This window comes from Dyadobacter frigoris, from assembly GCF_005280585.1.
GTDB lineage: Bacteria > Bacteroidota > Bacteroidia > Cytophagales > Spirosomataceae > Dyadobacter > Dyadobacter frigoris.
Genome location: NZ_SZVO01000009.1, coordinates 200,084 through 220,386, shown reverse-complemented (window position 1 = coordinate 220,386; position 20,303 = coordinate 200,084). Strand labels below are relative to the sequence as shown.

General features: G+C 40.3%; 20 protein-coding genes. 8 read left to right on the top strand and 12 right to left on the bottom strand.

Features of this window, described 5'->3' with window-relative positions; all coding sequences use genetic code 11:
- Positions 1 to 44 precede the first annotated feature (44 nt).
- Both FDK13_RS19795 and FDK13_RS19790 read left to right on the top strand, forming a co-directional pair.
- Positions 45 to 884 carry an oxidoreductase gene (locus FDK13_RS19795; protein WP_137341739.1) on the top strand — a complete coding sequence of 280 codons (840 nt, stop codon included), beginning with the start codon at positions 45 to 47 and terminating at the stop codon, positions 882 to 884.
- 609 nt (positions 885 to 1,493) lie between these two features.
- On the top strand, positions 1,494 to 1,901 hold the full coding sequence (locus FDK13_RS19790; RefSeq protein WP_137341738.1) for a cupin domain-containing protein: 408 nt from the start codon (positions 1,494 to 1,496) through the stop codon (positions 1,899 to 1,901).
- 147 nt (positions 1,902 to 2,048) lie between these two features.
- Here FDK13_RS19790 and FDK13_RS19785 read toward each other — a convergent pair whose 3' ends face one another.
- The 3 genes from FDK13_RS19785 to FDK13_RS19775 form a co-directional block, all read right to left on the bottom strand.
- Positions 2,049 to 2,294, bottom strand: coding sequence for a hypothetical protein (locus FDK13_RS19785; protein WP_137341737.1), 246 nt, complete (start codon positions 2,292 to 2,294; stop codon positions 2,049 to 2,051).
- A gap of 96 nt (positions 2,295 to 2,390) precedes the next feature.
- A complete protein-coding gene (locus FDK13_RS19780) occupies positions 2,391 to 3,149 on the bottom strand; it encodes an oxygenase MpaB family protein (protein ID WP_137341736.1) in 759 nt (252 codons plus the stop codon).
- Positions 3,150 to 3,378: 229 nt separating this feature from the next.
- A complete protein-coding gene (locus FDK13_RS19775; RefSeq protein ID WP_137341735.1) occupies positions 3,379 to 4,134 on the bottom strand; it encodes an MBL fold metallo-hydrolase in 756 nt (251 codons plus the stop codon).
- A gap of 186 nt (positions 4,135 to 4,320) precedes the next feature.
- Here FDK13_RS19775 and FDK13_RS19770 point away from each other — a divergent pair, with 186 nt between their 5' ends.
- Complete coding sequence (locus FDK13_RS19770; RefSeq protein WP_137341734.1) at positions 4,321 to 5,229, top strand: ThuA domain-containing protein; 909 nt, start codon at positions 4,321 to 4,323, stop codon at positions 5,227 to 5,229.
- 126 nt (positions 5,230 to 5,355) lie between these two features.
- On the top strand, positions 5,356 to 6,084 hold the full coding sequence (locus FDK13_RS19765; RefSeq protein ID WP_137341733.1) for an ankyrin repeat domain-containing protein: 729 nt from the start codon (positions 5,356 to 5,358) through the stop codon (positions 6,082 to 6,084).
- 155 nt (positions 6,085 to 6,239) lie between these two features.
- On the opposite strand, the gene FDK13_RS19760 is transcribed toward FDK13_RS19765, so the two are convergent.
- From FDK13_RS19760 to FDK13_RS19735, 6 genes are all read right to left on the bottom strand, one after another.
- Positions 6,240 to 7,451, bottom strand: coding sequence for an inositol-3-phosphate synthase (locus FDK13_RS19760; RefSeq protein ID WP_137341732.1), 1,212 nt, complete (start codon positions 7,449 to 7,451; stop codon positions 6,240 to 6,242).
- Positions 7,452 to 7,857: 406 nt separating this feature from the next.
- On the bottom strand, positions 7,858 to 8,328 hold the full coding sequence (locus FDK13_RS19755) for an Hsp20/alpha crystallin family protein (RefSeq protein ID WP_137341731.1): 471 nt from the start codon (positions 8,326 to 8,328) through the stop codon (positions 7,858 to 7,860).
- Between the two features lie 127 nt (positions 8,329 to 8,455).
- Positions 8,456 to 8,746: a hypothetical protein gene (locus tag FDK13_RS19750; protein ID WP_137341730.1), complete on the bottom strand. Its 291-nt coding sequence runs from the start codon at positions 8,744 to 8,746 to the stop codon at positions 8,456 to 8,458.
- Between the two features lie 397 nt (positions 8,747 to 9,143).
- The gene (locus FDK13_RS19745; RefSeq protein ID WP_137341729.1) at positions 9,144 to 9,587 is read right to left on the bottom strand and encodes a DoxX family membrane protein; all 444 of its coding nucleotides are present in this window, start codon (positions 9,585 to 9,587) and stop codon (positions 9,144 to 9,146) included.
- A 27-nt stretch (positions 9,588 to 9,614) separates the two neighbouring features.
- Positions 9,615 to 10,385, bottom strand: coding sequence for an exodeoxyribonuclease III (gene xth / locus FDK13_RS19740; protein ID WP_137341728.1), 771 nt, complete (start codon positions 10,383 to 10,385; stop codon positions 9,615 to 9,617).
- Positions 10,386 to 10,568: 183 nt separating this feature from the next.
- The gene (locus FDK13_RS19735; RefSeq protein WP_220417391.1) at positions 10,569 to 11,720 is read right to left on the bottom strand and encodes an MFS transporter; all 1,152 of its coding nucleotides are present in this window, start codon (positions 11,718 to 11,720) and stop codon (positions 10,569 to 10,571) included.
- Between the two features lie 69 nt (positions 11,721 to 11,789).
- Here FDK13_RS19735 and FDK13_RS19730 point away from each other — a divergent pair, with 69 nt between their 5' ends.
- The gene (locus FDK13_RS19730; RefSeq protein ID WP_137341726.1) at positions 11,790 to 12,539 is read left to right on the top strand and encodes a DeoR/GlpR family DNA-binding transcription regulator; all 750 of its coding nucleotides are present in this window, start codon (positions 11,790 to 11,792) and stop codon (positions 12,537 to 12,539) included.
- A gap of 16 nt (positions 12,540 to 12,555) precedes the next feature.
- On the opposite strand, the gene FDK13_RS19725 is transcribed toward FDK13_RS19730, so the two are convergent.
- From FDK13_RS19725 to FDK13_RS19715, 3 genes are read right to left on the bottom strand one after another with little or no spacing between them, the layout of a single operon-like run.
- Positions 12,556 to 14,115, bottom strand: coding sequence for a glycoside hydrolase family 32 protein (locus tag FDK13_RS19725; protein WP_220417390.1), 1,560 nt, complete (start codon positions 14,113 to 14,115; stop codon positions 12,556 to 12,558).
- 12 nt (positions 14,116 to 14,127) lie between these two features.
- Entirely contained in the window at positions 14,128 to 17,013 is a 2,886-nt protein-coding gene (locus FDK13_RS19720; RefSeq protein WP_262711823.1) for a hybrid sensor histidine kinase/response regulator, read from the bottom strand.
- Entirely contained in the window at positions 17,010 to 18,386 is a 1,377-nt protein-coding gene (locus FDK13_RS19715) for a ligand-binding sensor domain-containing protein (protein WP_137341724.1), read from the bottom strand. The genes FDK13_RS19720 and FDK13_RS19715 overlap by 4 nt, the downstream gene beginning before the upstream one ends.
- A gap of 140 nt (positions 18,387 to 18,526) precedes the next feature.
- Here FDK13_RS19715 and FDK13_RS19710 point away from each other — a divergent pair, with 140 nt between their 5' ends.
- The 3 genes from FDK13_RS19710 to FDK13_RS19700 all read left to right on the top strand — a co-directional run bounded on the left by FDK13_RS19710 (position 18,527) and on the right by FDK13_RS19700 (position 20,294).
- A complete protein-coding gene (locus FDK13_RS19710) occupies positions 18,527 to 19,303 on the top strand; it encodes a 3-hydroxybutyrate dehydrogenase (protein WP_137341723.1) in 777 nt (258 codons plus the stop codon).
- Between the two features lie 131 nt (positions 19,304 to 19,434).
- Positions 19,435 to 19,962 carry a Crp/Fnr family transcriptional regulator gene (locus FDK13_RS19705; protein WP_137341722.1) on the top strand — a complete coding sequence of 176 codons (528 nt, stop codon included), beginning with the start codon at positions 19,435 to 19,437 and terminating at the stop codon, positions 19,960 to 19,962.
- Complete coding sequence (locus tag FDK13_RS19700; protein WP_137341721.1) at positions 19,962 to 20,294, top strand: Rossmann-fold NAD(P)-binding domain-containing protein; 333 nt, start codon at positions 19,962 to 19,964, stop codon at positions 20,292 to 20,294. The genes FDK13_RS19705 and FDK13_RS19700 overlap by 1 nt, the downstream gene beginning before the upstream one ends.
- Positions 20,295 to 20,303: the final 9 nt, after the last annotated feature.

The following is a 20,303-nucleotide window of genomic DNA, read 5'->3' as shown; positions in this document are numbered from 1 at the left end:
GCGGGAAGTTCCTTTGTATTACAAATCTTAAACGTACAAGGAAAATGGAAAGTCAAAAGAAAACATGGTTCGTTACAGGTGGTTCACAGGGAATTGGCCTTTTATTGGTGCAACAATTATTAGCAAACGGTCACAATGTAGTGGTAACAGGCCGTAATCTGGAAACGGTTAAAAGTGCCGTTGGGAGTTATTCTTCGCAATTTTTACCGTTACAAGTTGAACTTGCAAATGAAGAAAGCATTGGTAAAGCCGTAGACTCCGCTATTGAACATTTCAAATCCATTGATTTTTTGGTTAACAATGCAGGATATGGTTTAATTGGCGGAATTGAAGAAACTTCGGCCAAGGAAACGCAGGCGATTTTCGATGTAAATGTATTCGGATTATTAAATGTTACCCGCGCCGTGCTCCCACATATGCGGGCTGCAAAATCCGGCCATATCTTCAATTTATCCACCGTTTTCGGCCTGATTGCCGGTGCTGGCTGGGGACTTTATTGTGGCAGCAAATTCGCGGTGGAAGGATTATCCGAAGCCTTGGCTCAGGAGGTTAAACCGTTTGGTATAAACGTCACTATTATTGAACCAGGTTACGTGCGTACCAATTTCTTAAAAAGCGGCTCAATCGCTCATCCACAAAACCCAATTGCGGACTATACTGCAATCCAGGAAGAAAAACGTAAACACACAGAAGAAGTTCCGGGAACGCAGATCGGTGATCCACAAAAAGTAGCCGAGGTCATCATCAGCACATCGCAATTAAGCGAGCCACCACTTCGGCTGTTGCTGGGATCTGACGCACTGCAATTTGCCAATTATAAAATACAGATGCTGCGGGATGGAATTGAGGCGAATAGGGAGGTAACGGTTTCTACGGATTTTTAGGTAAGGTTGATTTTTTTTGACAATTTCGTCGGTGGTGCGTAGTGTTCTTTGAACACTACGCATTTTTTAAAAAAAGACTGTTTTTTTTAACGGTCCGAATAAAGAAAAGGCCATACCGTACACGATTGATGCCGTGTTTGTTTAATTTATTTTAACACCCCGAGGCTTTGCTGGGAGGGCATTTTGATTTTGCTTAGGACATCATTTTTACCTGTCTACTTTACAATTAAGTGTTCTATACTTCTCTTAAACGTGACAATTTTTTGATAATTTCCTTGTGCTTTGTATTCTTCGCAAACTGCTTAGTTTAAGTCTGCACTTAGAAATTTCTACAACTTCTATAATACTTTGGGTATCGTTTCAGAACCGTAAATTATTGAAATCAGTACCTTGAAAACAACGAATAATCAAGGCAATTATTAATATTCATAATTTAAAAACGGACATCCAGCCACAACCTATTTGATATCATTACTTTATTATTTGAAAATTATTAACCCCAAATATAACATTTGAAGTACTTTTGCTGCTTCAAAATTCAAATAAAATAGCGCCAGAAAAACCCAAAAAAGGTTATTGTGCTACCTTAGTCGCAAAAAACTTAGAAAGATGGAGAACGAGAAAGATAATCAAATGGCCGCGAAAGGATATAAACCAGTTCCAGCGGATTATTTTAGCGGAAAAGCCTGGCTAAAAAGTCTGGTGGTGCCGGATGAAAATACAAACTGCGTGATCAGCGATGTGTTTTTTGAGGCCGGTACCAGAAATAACTGGCACACCCACCCAAGCAACCAGATTCTGATCGTGAAGGAAGGAACCTGCTACTATCAGCAAGAAGGTTTTCCCATTCAAAAAATAGAAACCGGCGGAGTGATCAATGTATTGCCCGGAATCAAACACTGGCACGGCGCTTCGCCGGAAGCCGTTATGATTCACATAGCTATTGGTATTAATACCGAAAAAGGGATTGTCAACTGGCTGGAGCCCGTAACGGATCAGCAATACGCGGCTATTTAAAAAGCAACAGGAAGAACAGTTAGAAAATCGTTAACATGACTGGCACTTGTCAGCCCCAAAAAAATGAAAAAGTTTCCTTGAAATCCGGATCAGCATGAATTCTGATTCAGGAATATCAGGGAAACTTTTTGACAAAACGGACTTTTATTACTTATATCGTTCTACGATGATGTAACTTACCTTTCCTCCCAGAAAATTTATTTTTACCATTTCATGTACATCCGCTCCAACCGAATATGCAAAATACCATTGTGGTGATCTTGCCATCAAAGGATCATATGACAAAGATAAATCCTTGGTCGCTAGTAAAATACGCTCAAATTTTGACGCGTACTGACTTTTACTACGAATACTGACAAATTCCCCATAGAGTTTTTCAGCCAGATCACCCACGCGGACAGCTGATTCTGAACTTAGGTTTTCCGGCCACTGCGTGAGTTGCTTTCCGCTGTTAAGGTAAAATTTAGTTGTAACCGTAAGTCAATTTTTTCAGACTTCGTCCAAAGCGATAACCTGGGCTTTGTAATCAACGGGAAGTATGGCGTTGCGGATCAATTTTTCAAAACCCATTAATCGTGTCAATTTATAACCGCCGATGATAGGAAGCAGCCACGGTATTTTACCAAGTGATAAAAGTCGATTTACACGATGCGGTACTACCAATACCTGGACCTGAATCAACATATAATACCTGAAAATACCAAGATGTTTTTTATATTGTTTGTATAAATCCAATGTAAAATCGCCCTTTAAAAGATCATCCCTGAGATGTTGCGCACGCATGATTTTCCAGGCGTCAAAACTTTCGGGAAGTCCTGAAATTTTCATTCTTGACCCTACTTGTAAAAAAGTCTGAAACACTTCTCCTTTTTCAGATTCTGTTAATTTCCGTTCCAAAAGTTCAAAAGAACGAATGGAGTAATCAATAAGCATAAATAAAACATCCCTGTATGCCCAGTCCGGTATCTGCGCACCACGCTGCTGTTCAACCCCCTGATGAATGGCAGTAATTTTATCAATTGCCGTTAATGCCGCATTATACTCAGAAAAAACAATCTGACGGGCATAGGCAACCGTAGAAAAAAGCCTTCCCAGCGGATCAGCTGGAAGACGGCCCGTAAAATAAAGCCAGTCGACTGCCTTATTTAAAGCAAATTCGGCAGATGCACCTGCAAAAATAAACAGTATGGAATCCGCCTTACCCCAAATTTCCCTTACAACGGATGACTCTTCAACAAAATACTTCATATGCCGGCGGGAGGAAATTATTTATCAATCATTTATCAGTTCAAAAAAGTATTCGGTCAAAACAGCAAATCAAAATTATAAAAAGTACTTTGAATTACAAAGTTAATATTTTGAATTAAGAATGATTTTGAAAGATTTATGACCGACATGATCCAACATAAAAAGCAAATCCCCGGTTTTTGCAGCGAACTGTGAAAACCAGGGATTTATTAAACAATATTCTTCGAAATTATTTCTTCGAATACCAGTTACGTAACCGTACATCAATCGATTTATTGGAATCATTAACCAGTTTTTTGAAAGCCTCCGTATCGCTCAATCCGTTTGCACCGCGATAGTGATATGGATAAACAATTTTTGGTTTGAAATCAAGAACCGCAGAAGCCGCTTCCGGAACGTCCATCGTATAAGGCAGGTTCATACAAACAAACGCAATATCAATATTTTTCAAACTTCTCATTTCAGGAATCCCGGCTGTATCACCGCTGATATATACGGCTTTACCACCTATTTTTAACACATAACCATTACCTCTTCCTTTGGTATGTTTAGAATCTGCCGCTTCCGGAAGATTATACATCGGGATAGCTGTGATAGAAATATCCAGCTTGCTGATGGTTTGTCCATTACCAATGACTACTGCTTTGGATTTTATCTTATCCGACATTTTATCGGCAACAGCCTGAGGTACAACCAGAATCGCATGGCTCAAATCAAGCGCTTCCAGTGTGGCAGGATCGAAATGATCTCCGTGAATATCTGTAATTAAAATCAAATCCGGTGCTGCAATTCCTTCAAATGTTTTTGCTCCTTCGTAAGGATCAGCATAAATGGTTTTTCCGTTCCAGGTAAGTGCCAGGGTAGCGTGGTTAAGAGGCTGAATTTTCAATGGTCCTTTTGAAGTTTTGATATCATCAGCTGCGGGAAGTTGCGCCCATGACGCCACACATATGGTCAGCAATAATAAAGTAAGTCTGATTTTCATATTTTAATTGATTTGTTTAATCAAAGATAAATTACGCATTGCTTTCCGGCATTGCATTTAGCCATTTATTTGAAGGTTATATCACTGATTTAATAAAATTTTAATAGATATACGAATTTGGTCTGGTTTTTTACCATTCATTGACAGAGGATTTTGCGCTATTGATTTGGAACCAAACCAAGCATCATGACATTGACAAAAAACCTGTTTTGTTTTCTGATTTTTATTATTACTATGATAGGCTTCCCTGCGGATTCACAGCGAAATATCAAATCAGAAAGTCGAAAAAAAGTGATTTTTATCGCCAGCGTTGATAGTCATCCCAAGGGGCAACACGAGTACAATGGCGGCATTAGTTTTCTTGCACAGAAATTAAAACAGGCCATGCCAGACATTGACACTGCTGTATTTCATAACGGCTGGCCAAAAAATCCCAACGCTTTACAAGACGCCAGTACCATTGTTATTTTTAGTGAGGGCGCTCAGGGACATATCATCATTCCACATCTTTCTGAAATAGAAAACCTGATGAATAAGGGTACCGGGCTCGTGATGCTTCATTTTACACTGGAAATTCCCAAAGGCCCTGACGCGGATAAAGTGCGTGATCTTGTTGGCGGATATTTTGAAACGGACTGGTCTGTAAATCCTTTCTGGACACCGGATGTTAAGAAGTTGCCTCACCATCCGACAACAAACGGGGTTAAACCTTTTGCTGTCCAGGACGAGTGGTATTATCACATTCGTTTTGTAAAGGATATGAAAAACATTACACCTATCCTGGAAGTCCTCCCACCCGATTCCACGCTGAGCCGTCCCGAAGGAACACATACCAATAATCAGTTTGTAAAAGAAGCGGTATTGAAAAATAAAGAACCACAAATCATTGCCTGGGCCTACGAACGACCAGCCGGGGGAAGCGGTTTTGGCTTCACAGGCGGACATACGCACGCGAACTGGAAAAATGATAATTTTCGGATGCTTGTACTGAATTCCATTCTCTGGACCGCTCGGATTAAGGTTCCCAAAAATGGTATCCGGACAAAAACTCCTGAACTGGAAGAGCTCGACAAACTAACCAAACCAGTTCAATAACAGCTAATTGACAAACGAAATGTATAGTCAGTTTGAAAAAAACAAAAATAATATTTCAGTTTGATTATTGGCACTGACTTAAAATTTCAATAACTTGTTTGACCTTACTTTTAACGGTTACCGGTTATGGAAGTTGAAAAAATCCTGGAATTAATCAGCCATGGGAGAACGGATCTGATTATTGAGTTGATGAAGAAACCGAATTGGCAGGAAATTCTTCACGAGGGACAAATCAAACCTTTGCAATGGCTGGTTTATTACAATGATACCACGGGCCTAAGAGCTATTTTATCAGCCGGAGGAAATCTTGAAAGTATAAATGTGAATCAGGAGTTGGGACATGCTGCATTTTTTGGGCATTGGAAAGTTTGTGATTTTCTGATCAATAATGGAGCAGATGTACATGCACGGGTCGAAAAAACGGATGAAACGCCGTTGCACAGTGCGCTTTCCAAAGCGGGGCGGCCTTATTATTTTTATGTGGTAAAACTTCTTGTAGAAAAAGGTGCAGATGTGAATGCCAAAACTGTTCCGGGAATAGAAACCGGAGCCTTTATGCGTGATGTGAGGACCAAAGGAGAAACGCCGTTGCACAGAGCCGCTGCCTATGCGGATGAACAAACAATTCAATATTTATTAGCGCATGGAGCAGATAAAGAAGCAAAAGACATAAACGGAGATTCTCCTTTAACCTGGGCTAGTGAACATTTAAGACCCGGCGCAATCCTGTTATTATTAACATACGGCGGGCACCGTATCAGTGAAACGTATAAAATTAAAAGCACCAGCGATCACGGACAAGGCTGGGGTAACAGTATGGACTGGAATTTGCTGGGAGATTATTTGCCGGAGTGAATACAAAATATCAAATCCACGACAAATCCCCCAACCTAAAAAGCATTAATGCCAAACCGAAATCGATCTGGCATTAATCTTTCTCAAAACCGGAAAAGTGAAATGGCAATAGCACGGCAAACACAACCCAAAATCACATTTCCCAATTTCAATATTTAAGGCTGTAAAACAGCAGCCTGCTTCATCTGCTTCCTTGTTGATGCAGTTAACTCACGTTTGGCCAAAGCATGACATTCGTAAATTGCATCACTGAACATCATTTGTTGTGGTGGTGTTTTTTGTGTTGAAGCGGATGGACCTCTTAATGCACCAACCAGGCCAAGTTCCCGCGCAACATATACGTAACGGATCGCATCGATGACCACCCCAGCCGAATTGGGAGAATCCTGTACCGATAGCTGCGCATCAAAAATGACGGGTGCTCCCATAAATCCTTCAAGCTCCAACCGGAAATTAGCAACCTTGTTATCACCATAATAGGCAATATATTCCGAAGGACCCGCATGAAGAAAACTGTCATGTGTGGAAATACCCCTGATATCATTTTGCGCGCGGATGACGTTTTCCTTCGATATCTTTTTTGATTTAAGACGGTTTTTATCTTCCATATTAAGAAAATCTGTGTTGCCGCCTACATTTCTTTGAATGTGTGCTTTTACATGATGTCCGCGCTCGAATGCCAGTTCCTGCAACATCTGGGAAACAATGCTGGCACCAAACTGACTCCTCATATCATCACCGATAATAGGAATTCCGGCGTCTATAAATTTTTGCTCCCACACAGGATCGGATGCAATAAAAACAGGAATGCAGTTTACAAGCGAAATACCCAGTTCCAGGCAAATTTCCGCATAAAATTCCGTGGCAAGCTGAGAGCCAACAGGCAGATAATTGATCAGTACCTCAGCCTGATGATCTTTTAAATGCTGTACAATTTCTTTCCGAAGTGAGGTGACGAGATCCGTGTTATAGCTCACCGGATCAATTAAAATATCACTTGTTTTAAGTTCCTCTTTTATTACAAAACGGTTTTCGGCGGGATAGGCAGCCATTTGCGGAGAAACACCATCAATAACCGGCGAGCGGTAAACCGGAGCCTGTGACTTAATATCAGGATTCAAAACAATCGTACAATTTGGTCTGGCAAAAATAGCCTGACTCAGCGGAAGCCCGATCTTTCTTTCATCGACATCAAAGCCACAAACAAATTCGATATTTTCTGCCTTGTAACCTCCAATATCATCAGCCATCAGGCCGGATGTTTTGTCCGAAAATGTGGTGTAATATTCAACACCCTGCACCAGTGAACTTGCACAATTGCCTACACCCAAAATTGCAACTTTAATTTTTCCAGCTTGATTCTGCATGAGTTTAACTTACGTTTCTTAAAGTTTTACAAAAATTAAATCTGATTAAAAAAGACGTTTTTCCATATGGCTCATTCAACGAATAAGATCCTTTTCTAATCGCTTTAAAACCAACATTAAAATTATTGCAAACGTTTGCATTGATTTTAATTTGTTTTTGTCAAAAACTTAAAAATAAGTATATCTATCTGACAATAAGAAAACTATCCTGAAAATAAATTTAAAAATTTATTTTCAGGATAGTTTTTACACCTTTTGATGATTCTTGAAAGTCAGCCTGCATTATAACTCCTATGCAGTGGGATAGACGTCATAACCATAACCTCTATACGACTGTCATGATCAGATAAATTTATCCGTCGAAGGCGCAACAAATAAAGTTACACCTTCAACGGATAAGAGGATTTTAGTTCACATTGATTTCCTGACCCGGTTTGTTTGTTTCAGGATTTTTTGGCAGCGTGATAATCAGCACACCATCTGTATAAGCAGCACTTATATTTTCAGTTAATACCTTTCCGTTTAACTGAAACGAACGCTCAAAAGAGCCCGGTTCATGTTCCTGATAAGTATATGTGCTCTGATTGGCGGTATCTTCCTTAGGCGCAGCATATGCAATGTTGAGCACATCGCCAGTGAATGATATTTTGAAATTACTTTTAACAAGTCCGGCAGCGTAAAGCGAAATGATAAAGGACGATTCCTTTTCTTCAATATTTACAGCCTTCCGGTTTCCGAACGAACCGTTAAAAACATTGTCCCAAGGCGATTTACCACCAAATTTGTTTGCAAATTTTCTAAAAGGACCGCCGCATCTGTGATGTCCCGGGCCAAATCCCTGTTGATTCTGTGAATCTGTTGTTTGTTGATTAAACATGGCTTTTATTTTTAAGTTTTTTGATCTGATTAAATTGTTCTTGTTTTACTTCCAAAGGGCAATACTTTCCCGTTCAATTCCCTGACAGGAATTTTGCAAAAAAGAGAATCAATCCTTGGTTTATTATTTAATTAATTGGTACGATCGTTGAAGTAGTATGCACTGCATTTGCCTTTGCCGCCCAAGGATTTCCGCCTTCAATATTGATCACTTCGCTGTTTCCAAACTGGCCATTCCGAATGTGTGCGGGCATCATTTGATTTCTGCCTGCTGCACGTCTTATCAAGGTTACTACACCTCCAATGAGCACGAGACCTAACATTAATTTGAATAACGTTGTGATGACAAACGCGGCCAGACCAACTACTAACGTGGCGCCAATAAGACGCGGGAATATGAAACGAAAGTTATTTTTCATGTTCTTGACTTTAAAATGATGATTGATTTAAAATGTATTTTTCAAAATTGACTTATTACCGAAAGGCAGTTACTAATTTTTGCTATTATTCTTTGTTTCCATTTTTCGCCTTTTCTGCCTTTCTAAAATGGTAGACGATCATGGGATTTGTTTTACTTTAAAATTTTGAAAATATTTCCTGCTCTTGATTTTTCCGGATTAAATATTGATTTTTCGGATGACTTTTTATAATTACAAATATCTTATTTTCAGATACATATAAAAAAAAACACTGCTCCCGAATAACATTTCAGGAGCAGCGTTTTTTAAAAATTTGATATCTTATGGATATTATACCTTTTTGTTCATAACGTCATAGGAAATTTGACAGGGATGAGAAAATCCCGCTGCTTTCAATTTATTTTTGTGACAAAAAGTAATTATCAATACTCCATTTGTAGACTGTTACTGATGCAAGTAACAAAGAGGCGGCGCTATCTGCAAAAACCGAATACGTAAACGGTGCCCTGTAACCGGCAAAAGCAAACATACTAAGTGCGAAAAACAGTGTCAGCAAAAAACTGCCGGTCGCTGCCAGTTTTGTTCGAAAGCCGATGATTAGCGTAATACCAAAAACAATTTCTCCGGCAGTAGCCAGGCCAGCCATAATATTGGCCATCGATTTGTCAAAAAATGGCATAAGCGTATTGGTATAGCTCACAAAATTTTCCCAGTTTCCCCAGGCATTTCCATTAGAACCGGCCGCTCCAAGCCACCCGAACCGATCCATTACCGGAAGTAAAAAGCCAATACCAAGTGCCAGACGAAGAAACAGTTGAGGTATATCAAATTTATTTTTCATTGTATTGCGAATAAGATTGATTTGTATTTAGTTCAGCTCAATCCAGACCGGAGCGTGGTCACTGGTTTTTTCCCAGCCACGAACCTCCTTATCAACACCAGCAGCAACCAAACGTTCCAAAACCAGCGGACTTAAAAGAAAATGATCAATCCGAAGCCCTGCGTTTCGATCGTAAGCCTTTCTGAAATAATCCCAAAAAGTATAAATAACTTCATCTGGGTAAAGGTGCCTAAGCGCATCCGTCCATCCCTGATCCACAAGTGACTTATAGGCTGCTCTGGTTTCCGGCCTGAAAAGTGCATCGTCAACCCAGCGTTCAGGTTTGTAAACATCAAATCCGGTTGGGATCGCATTATAATCTCCCGCCAAAACAACAGGAACATTTTCTTTAAGAAGATAATCTGCGTGCTTATGCAGACGATCAAACCAACTTAATTTATAATCAAACTTTGGTCCGGGAGAAGGATTTCCGTTTGGAAGATAAAGACAACCAATCAAAATTCCGTCGACGATCGCTTCAATATAACGGCTTTGATCATCCTCGTCATTGCCGGGTAAAGATCTGCGTACTTCCTGAGGTTCAGAGCCACGGGAAAGAATGGCGACACCATTCCAGCTCTTTTGTCCATGCCAGACTGCGTGATAACCCGCATCATTTATTTCCTTTTCAGGAAACTTTTCCTGCGGCGCTTTCAGTTCCTGTAAACAAACAACATCAGGTTGCTTTTCCTGAAGCCAGCGCAGCAGCACCGGCAAACGGCCGTTGACGCCATTGACATTATAGGTAGCTATGATCATGATGCAATTAGGTCAAAGTATTTAGAAAATCCATTCTGACACCAGCGATTTATTATGTGTAAAACTTCCTTAATATCCGAAGATTACGCTATTTCTTGATAGCTAACTTAGATTGTGTCCTCAACTTTTTGAAAAATGTATCTTTAACATACCGCGCTTTAAAATCTGCCGTAAATGCGTGTTTTATTTATTTTCCTTATAGGTAAAAGCACAGATCAATAGCAAAACCCCAACAAATCCCAGCGCAATAGGAAGAGAAAAAGCATCGGCAATAAATCCGATCATGGCTGGCCCTGCCAATTGTCCCATATAACCCAGTGTGGTCACCGCAGGCAAAGAAACGGATGCGGCGATTCCGGGAATATTTCCGGCAGCCGTAAAAAAAACAGGAACTACGTTGGCTGCTCCCAGTCCTACCAACGCAAAACCTATTAACGCTGCGCCAGGCCAGGGGATCAAAACGGCTATAAAATAACCCGCCGATGCTACCAGTGCGCCATACAAAACCACTTTTGACGATCCGATTTTATGAATAATTTTATCGCCCGTCAGACGCATCACAGCCATTGAAACAGAGAAAACAGCATATCCTAACCCCGCCATGGACGGCTCAAAATTTCTGTTGAATTGAAGAAAAACAGCACTCCAGTCCAGTAACGCGCCCTCGGCCAGAAAGAAAACAAAACACATTAATCCCAGCGCTACAACCGGTCCGGTGGGCAAGCTGAACGAAAACGAGTCCACGCTTTTTTCTTCGGCTTTGGCAAAAAGATATTGGTATTGACTACCCGCAATAACCACCAACATGACTGATATACTAACCGCAGCCAGGGAAGGCGAAAGGCCCATTTTAATCAGAAAACCAAGTCCGATAGAGCCTGCAAGACCACCCAGACTGAACATACCATGAAAAGAGGACATGATATGTCTGCCGTATTTATCCTGAACTAAAACCGCATGGGAATTCATGGCTACATCAATCGAGCCGATTGCCGCTCCGAAAATAAAAAGCACTGCTGCCAGCTGCCAGGCAGAGTTTGTTAAAAGAAGCAGCGGAAGCACTATTGCAATCATGACCGCGGCCACAAGCATCACTTTTCTGCTTCCAAATTTATTTATAAAAAAACCGGTGAAAGGCATCGTCAATATTGCACCCGCGCCCAGTGAAAGCAACACCAGTCCCAGCGCTGCATCGTCAAGTCCAAGATTTATTTTTGCAAAAGGAACCATCGGAGCCCAACTGGAAAGCCCAATCCCGCAAACCAGGAAAATCAACAAACTGGCTTTTCTGGCCGCTTTGGTTCTTTTATCATTAGTAATTTCTACGTTTTTCATTTTTGTTTTGGGTGAGATATTTTGCAATATTATGCAAATTTGCATAATATTGCAAAAACATTTTTTAACATGGTACGAGAAAAACGGTTTAATTTCATTCTTGAAAAACTGCGAAACAATAGTGAAGTCGGATTCAGTGAGCTGAGCAGCGATTTGAATGTATCCGAAGATACCATCCGACGTGATATTGACATGCTGGCCGACAACGGATTGTTATTAAAAATCCGAGGCGGTGCTATTCCCCGCTCCCATAATCCACTTTCATTCAAGGAACGTATTGGCCATTTACAGGACGATAAGGAAATCATTGCCCTGAAAGCACAGACTTTGATCAAATCGGGGCAAACCATATTTATGGACGGCGGGACTTCTGTTTACACGCTGGTATCACTGCTTTCTACTGATATTAAACTGACTGTCATTACCAACAATACAGCGATCATACCTGCCCTTTCGGCTTATAGCGGCATTGAACTGATTGTTTTAGGAGGGCATTATTTAAAAGAATCAGAAACGATTGTGGGGTATCAGGCTATTAAAATGGCTGAAAATTTCCAGGCCGATCTTTACTTTATGGGTGTATGCGCTTTGGATATGCAAAAAGGTGTTACCGCCATTTATATGCAGGAAGCCGAGCTCAAAAAAACGATGCTTGAACATTCTTCCATGGCCATCGCACTTAGTACTTTTGACAAACTCGAAACATTTGAGCCCTACCGGGTCTGTCCTGTTCAATCGCTGGATTACGTAATTACCGAAATGGATTCTCAAAATAAAATATTTGAACCCTATAAAAAAGCAGGTATCAAGGTGCTGTAAATTTCTATTTCAGCTTCTATTTTTTACTCAAATCCCACACATTAAGATCTTCGACCGACATATTTTTAGCTTGTGAAAATATTGACATTCCACTTGCTTTTTCATCCGGAAAAATCATAGTCGTGATCACTTTCTCACCGCCATTACCAAATACTTCCAGGGAAGATTTATCCAAAAGAACCCGAATCTCGATTTTGCCGTTTTCAGGTTTCATCGAAGCTTTCTGAAGCAGATTACGGTCGTCTTTTATTCCCTTTTCGGTTTTTGAGCAATCAACATAAAGCTCACTGCTTTTGGCATCATATCCTATTTCAATTTCTTTAATAACTTTACCAGAAGCATCCCGTAACTGAGCGATTTTAAAACCACACTTACCGGTTTGTCCAACAAAAAAATCAGCCTCAATCCAGTTACTGTTTGTATTAAACCGTTTTGACTCATCAAGCCGGATTTCCCTCGCATCAACCGTCAGATTTTTGCTGATATGCCTGCCAGATGACAGTGTTTCCAGGTTATTGCTAATAACTGAAGAAACAGATTGAACAAGTCTGATACCTTCCGGAGTAGTTTTTAGAGACAAATCACGGGGAATTGACATTTGTCCTTTCCAGGGAAAAGTTTCCTTTCTTCCCGGCTGTAGCCAGCCCAAAAGAATTTTTTTATTGTCAGGCGCATTGTTCCAGGGAATAGCCGCGTAAAAAGAATCACCATAATCACTGGTAAGAACGACATCTGCGGTATTATCATTTTTGAAGGTCCTTCCATCAAAATCTCCAATAAAATACTGGATCAACGGACCTCTTGGCCCTCCCGATGAAATCATCATCACCCATTTAGTATTTTTCGGATTCCCATCCACAGCGAGCGGCACAATAAAGGGACATTCCCAGTCATTTTTAGTCCACCCCTGCTTACCAAAATCGCTGAGATGCTCCCATTTTTTCAGATCTTTTGAGCCGTAAAAACGTACCTCCATATCTTTTACCAGTGATACAACCATGACCCATTGTTCGCTGCTTTCATGCCAAAAAACGCCCGGATCCCTAAAATCTTCATAATTGATATCGATGACCGGATTTTTGTGATAATTGGTATACGTTGCTCCCCGGTCATTGCTGAAAGCCATATACTGGGCCTGTTTTTTTTGTTTCGGCAAATGTCCGGTATAAAAAGCGACAACGGGTCCATCGCCTTTTCCAAGTCCGCTTGTATTATTTTTGTCCCAAACCGCAGACCCCGAAAATATCATCGTTGTGGTATCCTTTGTAATCAATTCGGGAATGGCCACCGGCAGATTTTTCCAATGAACCAGATCCTTACTAGTCGCATGGCCCCAACTCATGTGGCCCCATTGATTCTCAAAGGGATTGTACTGATAGTAAAGATGATATTCACCATGAAGATACAACAAGCCATTAGGGTCATTGATCCAGTTGGCCGGTGCACTGAAATGATATTGCGGCCTCCACTGAGGCGTAACAACCGGTGTTTGTGGCTGCGCATAGCCTTTGAAAATTACCACAAGCAGCGCGATGCAAACCAATTTTATTTTACACATATTTTTATCAAATGACATTTCAAATTGATTTTACTGCGAGATAATTTTATAAGCCTTTCTCAGGACTTCTTTAATTACTTCCAGTTTTATAGGTTTCGCAACATAGTCATTCATCCCGGCTAGTAAACAGTTATTTCTATCCTCCTGCATCGCATTAGCCGTTAATGCAATGATATAAGGTTTGGGACCAAATTCCTTCCTGATCATTCTGGTCGCTTCAAAGCCATCCATTTCCGGCATTTGAATATCCATTAAAATGACATCATAAACCGTTTCCGACAGCTTCTTCAAAACTTCAATACCATTGTCAGCCATTACAATTTGATAACCCAGCTTTTGCAGAACATATTGTATAAACTTCTGATTGACAAGGTTATCCTCTGCGACAAGAATTTTGAGGGGGAATTGTTCTGAAAAATGGTTATCAAGAATTTTTACGTCTGATACAAGATTTAAACTCATGTTTTTATGATCTGTCAAAGCCCTGTGAATGGCGTTTAACAAGGCTGATTTTTTAACAGGCATGGTCAAACTCCCAACAAATAATTCTGGAAACTTAAACGCTGTATCATCTCCGGCAGCATGAAGTAAAATAACAGGTTTTGCATTTCCATTGTTTTTCAACAGCTGAGCCAGACTTAATCCATCGGATCCGGTCAATTTCATTTGCGTAATAACCAGTTCAATAAGTTTGTTTTCATTCACCATTTCAAGGGCCTCACGCTCTGAAAAAGCTACACTCGTGATCAGTTTAAATCCGTCAAGATATTTTTTAAAAATTGCCTGATTTGTCTCGCTGCCAGCAACAAGCAATATCCTTTTACCTGAAACCTCTGTTATTTTAACAGTCTCCATAACTTTCTCATCAGACCTTTGTCCGGTCTGGGTTTGTATGTTAAAAGAAAAAACAGAGCCTTGCCCAAAAACACTATCGACCACAATCTCACCGCCCATAATTTTGACCAGACGCTCACAAATCACAAGCCCAAGCCCAGTCCCTCCGTATTTGCGGTTTATGGAGGAATCGACCTGAGAGAATGCTTTGAAAAGATTTGGGAGCTGATCCGGCCGGATTCCAATTCCGCTATCTTTCACGGAAAATCCGACATTTAATCCATAGTCAGAACTTTCTACAAGCTTCTGCACATGAACAAAAACCTCTCCCTCCGTTGTGAATTTTATTGCATTATTGATCAGATTAGTCAGTATTTGTTTTAATCTTGAACTATCGCCGATGATATAATCCGGCAGAGCATCTTCTATAAAATATAGCAGATCAATATTCTTTTTGGAAGCCTGCACGGCAAAAAGATCCATAATTTCTTCCATAACCACACGCAGGTCAAACTCTTGTTTTTCAAGATCAATATTACCTGATTCAATTTTGGAATAATCAAGAATATCATCGATCACATTTAACAAAGCTTCTCCGCTGGTAGCAATTGTCCTGGTATAATCTCTTTGTTCCCGGGTTAATTCCGTTTCAGATAATAACGCGGTCATTCCAATAACGCCGTTCATAGGCGTTCTTATTTCATGGCTCATTGTCGCCAGAAATATACTTTTAGCCTGATTAGCCCGTTCCGCTTCTTCCCGGGCAGATTGTTCCTGTTCACGCTGAATAAACAGCTCGTCGGTTTGGGACCTTAACTCCTCTGACTGGGCCTGCAATTCTTCATTTAAAGATTGAAGATGCTCAGACTGCTCATACAATTCTTCCGCCTGCTTTTGTACTACGATAGTTCGTTGCTCCACAAGCTTTTCTAAATCTGCCTTTTGGGCTATAATGGCATTGACACGATACCTGTAAATGGCGTAAACCAGCCAGGCCAAAAGTAGAAGACACAAAATCTGAAACCACCAGATTGTCCAGAAAGGCGGTGTAATGGTTAGGGATAAATGATTAGTGCCTTCGGTCCAGCTTCCTGAAAAGTTTTGGGCCTTGACTTTAAATGTATAATTCCCCGGTGGCAGGTTTGTGTAAACAGCCGAATTATTCGATCCTACGTAGTTCCATTCTTTGTCAAATCCTTCCAGGATGTAAGCATATTTCTCTCCTGAAAACGTATAATCCAGCGCCGTAAATTCCAGAGAAATAAATGACTGATCATGTGAAAGTGTGATGGAAGAAGTCTCTGAAATATCCTTTTCAAGCGGGGTGCTGCCATCCGAACTTACTTTAATATTTTTATTGAAGATTTTTAAATTTGTCAATACAATCGGAAATCTATGTTCTCCCGGAATTAACAGGCGCGGGTCAAATTTGTTAAAACCATTTACACCTCCGAAATACAAATTGCCATTGGAATCCTTATAACCGGATTTCTGTTTGAACTCGTTTGCCTGTAAACCATATCCGGCAGAGTAACGCTTAAACTTTTTTCGTACCGGATCAAACATCGAAAGTCCGGCGGCAGTACTGATCCAAATCATCCCCTGGTTGTCCTCGACTACGGCCTGCGTCAGATTATTGATCAGACCATCTTCCGTTGTATATCTTTTGTGCTGCTCTGTTTCAGGATCATAGCGAATCAGGCCCTTGACGGTAGCAAGCCATAAAATACCATGATGATCCTGAGAAATAGAAATTATAGGATTGTCTGTTACCTGTTTATCGGAAACATTTTTGGCAATGAATTTTCCGGATTCCGGATCGTACAGACTAAGTTTTCCATCTTCCGTACCGATCCAAAGTCTTCCTGAATGGTCTGTCAACAACGAATTTACAATATTATTACAAAGACTTCCAGGAACCAGGGGATCATTAAAATGATGTTCAAATTGTTTTGTTTCCGGATCATAGGAATCAATCCCATCACCATAAGTACTAAACCACATTTTTTTGTCCGGGGTAATCGCAATAGTATATACATTGTTATTGCGTAAACTGTTTGCCCGGGTTTTATCGTGTTTTATAGTCGTAAATTTTCCGGTTTTCTCTCAAAAATACTCACACCATCTCCCCAGGTACCAATCCAGAGTTTTTGCCGGCTATCTTCCACAATTGCCAGAATGTAATTCCCGCTGATACTTTTCGATGCCTGCGTATGTTTGTAAGCCATAAATTTTTCAGCTTTTCGATCATACAAATTCAAACCGCCTCCGTCTGTTCCTATCCAGAAATTTTTGTCTGCATCTTCAAAAAAACAAAGAACAAAATTATGGGAAAGACTCCCAGGTAAGGTATTATGTTCGTAGTGTTCAAAATTATTACTGTTAACAAAAACATTGGCTCCTCCGCTATATATCCCAAGCCAAAGATTATTTTGCCGGTCTTTATAAATGTAGTCAACTGAATTTGACGAAACGCTGCTTTGATCAATATCGTCATGAACGTAGGAAGTAAAGCTCCATTTATTCATATTGAGAATATTGAGTCCGCCATTTTCAGTACCTATATATAAATTTTCCCTAATCTGTCTGATACTGGTAATGTTGTTATTAGACAGCGATGCAGGGTTGGCAGGATCATTTTTGAAATGTGTAAAAGTATTTTCACCGGGTTTGTAAAGATTCAAGCCTTCACCAAATGTCCCAACCCATATCCTGCCCAGACTATCCTGGAAAATACATCTTACATCATTTCCAGACAGGGAAAATTTATCTTGATCAGAAACAAATCTTTTAAAACTATTGGTTTTTCGGTCCAGAAAGTTCAACCCATGAGCAGTGCCGGCCCAAATATTATTTTCACGGTCGCAAAAAACGGTATAAACATTATTGTCACTGATGCTTTTCTGATTGGCCGGATCATTTCTGAAATGCGCCGTGACAGACTTGGTGACCGGATCGAATAAATCCAATCCTTCCGAAGTAGCCAGCCAGAGCTTCCCGTTTTTATCGGTTTCTAATCGGCTGATGTAGTTCGTAATAATACTTTTATGATTTTTTGCAATATGCTTGTAAGCGTAAAATCTGCTTTTGCTTCTGTCGAACATATTCAATCCGCCTCCGACCGTCGCAATCCAGATATCGCCTGCATTATCCTCGACAATACCCGTCACATAATTATTGGTCAGGCTGAACGGATCCTTTTCGTTATTTCTATAAGTGATCACCTTGCTGCCGTCATATCTGTTCAGTCCATTTCTGGTACCAAGCCAAATAAAGCCTTTTTTGTCCTGAAAAATACAATTTACATTGTTGCTTGAAAGACCATTGTCGGTGGAAAGCTTTTTGAAGTGAACAGGTTTGTTTTGTGCAAAAACAATGAAGGTTATTAATTGCAGCAGTGCCGCAAAACATATTGAATAAAAAACACCCTTCTTATTTCCATTACAAAGCGACATATTCTACGGCAGGCATATTTGTAGTAATATACAAGATTTTATTAACTGTACACCGTTTAGCTACGATGCCAAAATTAAAAATATTTTAAATCCGGGTTTGTAAAATATCATTAGCTTTGATTTAGCTAATACCAAAAAATATGATCCGGAATCAGGTTGTTTTTATTACAGGCGCAGCAAGTGGAATCGGCTACGCGATAGGTAAGGAATTTGCCATTCAGGGTGCAAGTGTTATCCTGAGTGATTCAAATGCAGAAAAGGTTTTTCTGGCAGCTTTGGACCTACGGAATGAAGGGTTTGACGTTACCGGAATCCGTTGTGACGTTACCAGCGAAAAGGAAATAATAAGTGCTCTGGACGAAACACTCAACATGTTTGGCTGCGTGGATGTACTCATAAATAACGCCGGAATGCAGTACATTTCTCCCATTGAAACCTTCCCGACGGAGGCATTTGAGCTGCTCTTGAAAATCATGCTGACCGCTCCTTTTATCGCAATAAAACACATTCTTCCGGTCATGAAAAAACAAAATTCAGGGAGAATTATCAATATGGCTTCCATTAACGGACTGGTCGGTTTTGCTGGCAAAGCGGCTTATAACAGCGCTAAACATGGGTTGATCGGCCTGACAAAAGTGGCGGCTCTTGAAACTGCTGAATATGGGATAACCGTGAATGCCGTTTGCCCGGGTTATGTTGATACGCCACTGGTGAAAAATCAGCTTTCAGATCTTGCAAAGTCAAGAAATATAGCTTTTGACAAGGTGCTCGAAGAGATTATTTATCCGCTTGTCCCACAGAAAAGATTGCTTGACGTTCAGGAAATTTCAGATTATGTACTTTTCCTGGCGAGTGGAAAAGCCCGTGGTATAACGGGCCAGGCTGTTGTAATAGATGGCGGTTACACGGCGCAGTAATCCCGGATTTGGTTTCTGCTGCCTGTTCAGGATTATTTATCCATTTACATAAAACCAGCAAAAAAATCCTTACTGCCCATGAATTTGTCATTTGGCAAATTTCAAATCAATCAGCTTTTGCAACTTGCGCTATGGAAAATTTAATCAATTATCTGCTCACATTCGGACAACTTAACCAACAGCAGATCGATCTTGTCAAACAAAAAGCCAGGAAAATGTCGCTGAAAAAGGAGGAGTGTTTCTCCGAAGCCGGAAATATAGCCAAACAGGTCGCTTTTATAAGCGACGGTATTTTAAGGGTTTGTTATTACAACAAAAAGGGCGATGAAATTACCCGTTATTTTATCGAGGAAAACGATTTCGCCGTTGACCTGAACAGCTATAATTACAACATTCCTTCGACTGAATATATTCAGGCTGTGTCAGATTGTGAGCTGATCATTTTCAGCAGAGAAGCCATGGCAGAATTGTCGGCAACTATTATTAACTGGGATGCTATTTTAAACAAAATTACCTCGAAAGGATTACTCGAAAAAGTCAACCGGATAAGCCCAGTGCTTGCAGAAGACGCAACGACACGGTATCCGCATTTTTTAGAAAAATTCCCGCATCTGGCCAACCGAATTCCACTTTCATTGCTGGCTTCCTACCTTGGTTGATGCCCGGAACGGAATTAGCCAGAGAAGGAAATGCATTGGAAATCTGGGCATGGAAAAACATTATGCCTGTCATGCGGATTTATGACGGAGTATATTCTGTCAATACATCAGCAAAAAATTTCAGTAAGATGCTGACTGATAATACATTTGATAAAATTTCAGGAAAATATTATGAAGGTCCCAAACAAAAAAAATCATCCAAGGACAGTTACAATAAAACATTCCGGAACGATCTTTGGAGCGGCAGTGAAACATTGATCAAAGAATCTTTCGAAATTCATAACGATGTAAAAATCCATTTATTCACAGATAATAAATCCACTGAAAACTAAAAAACAATA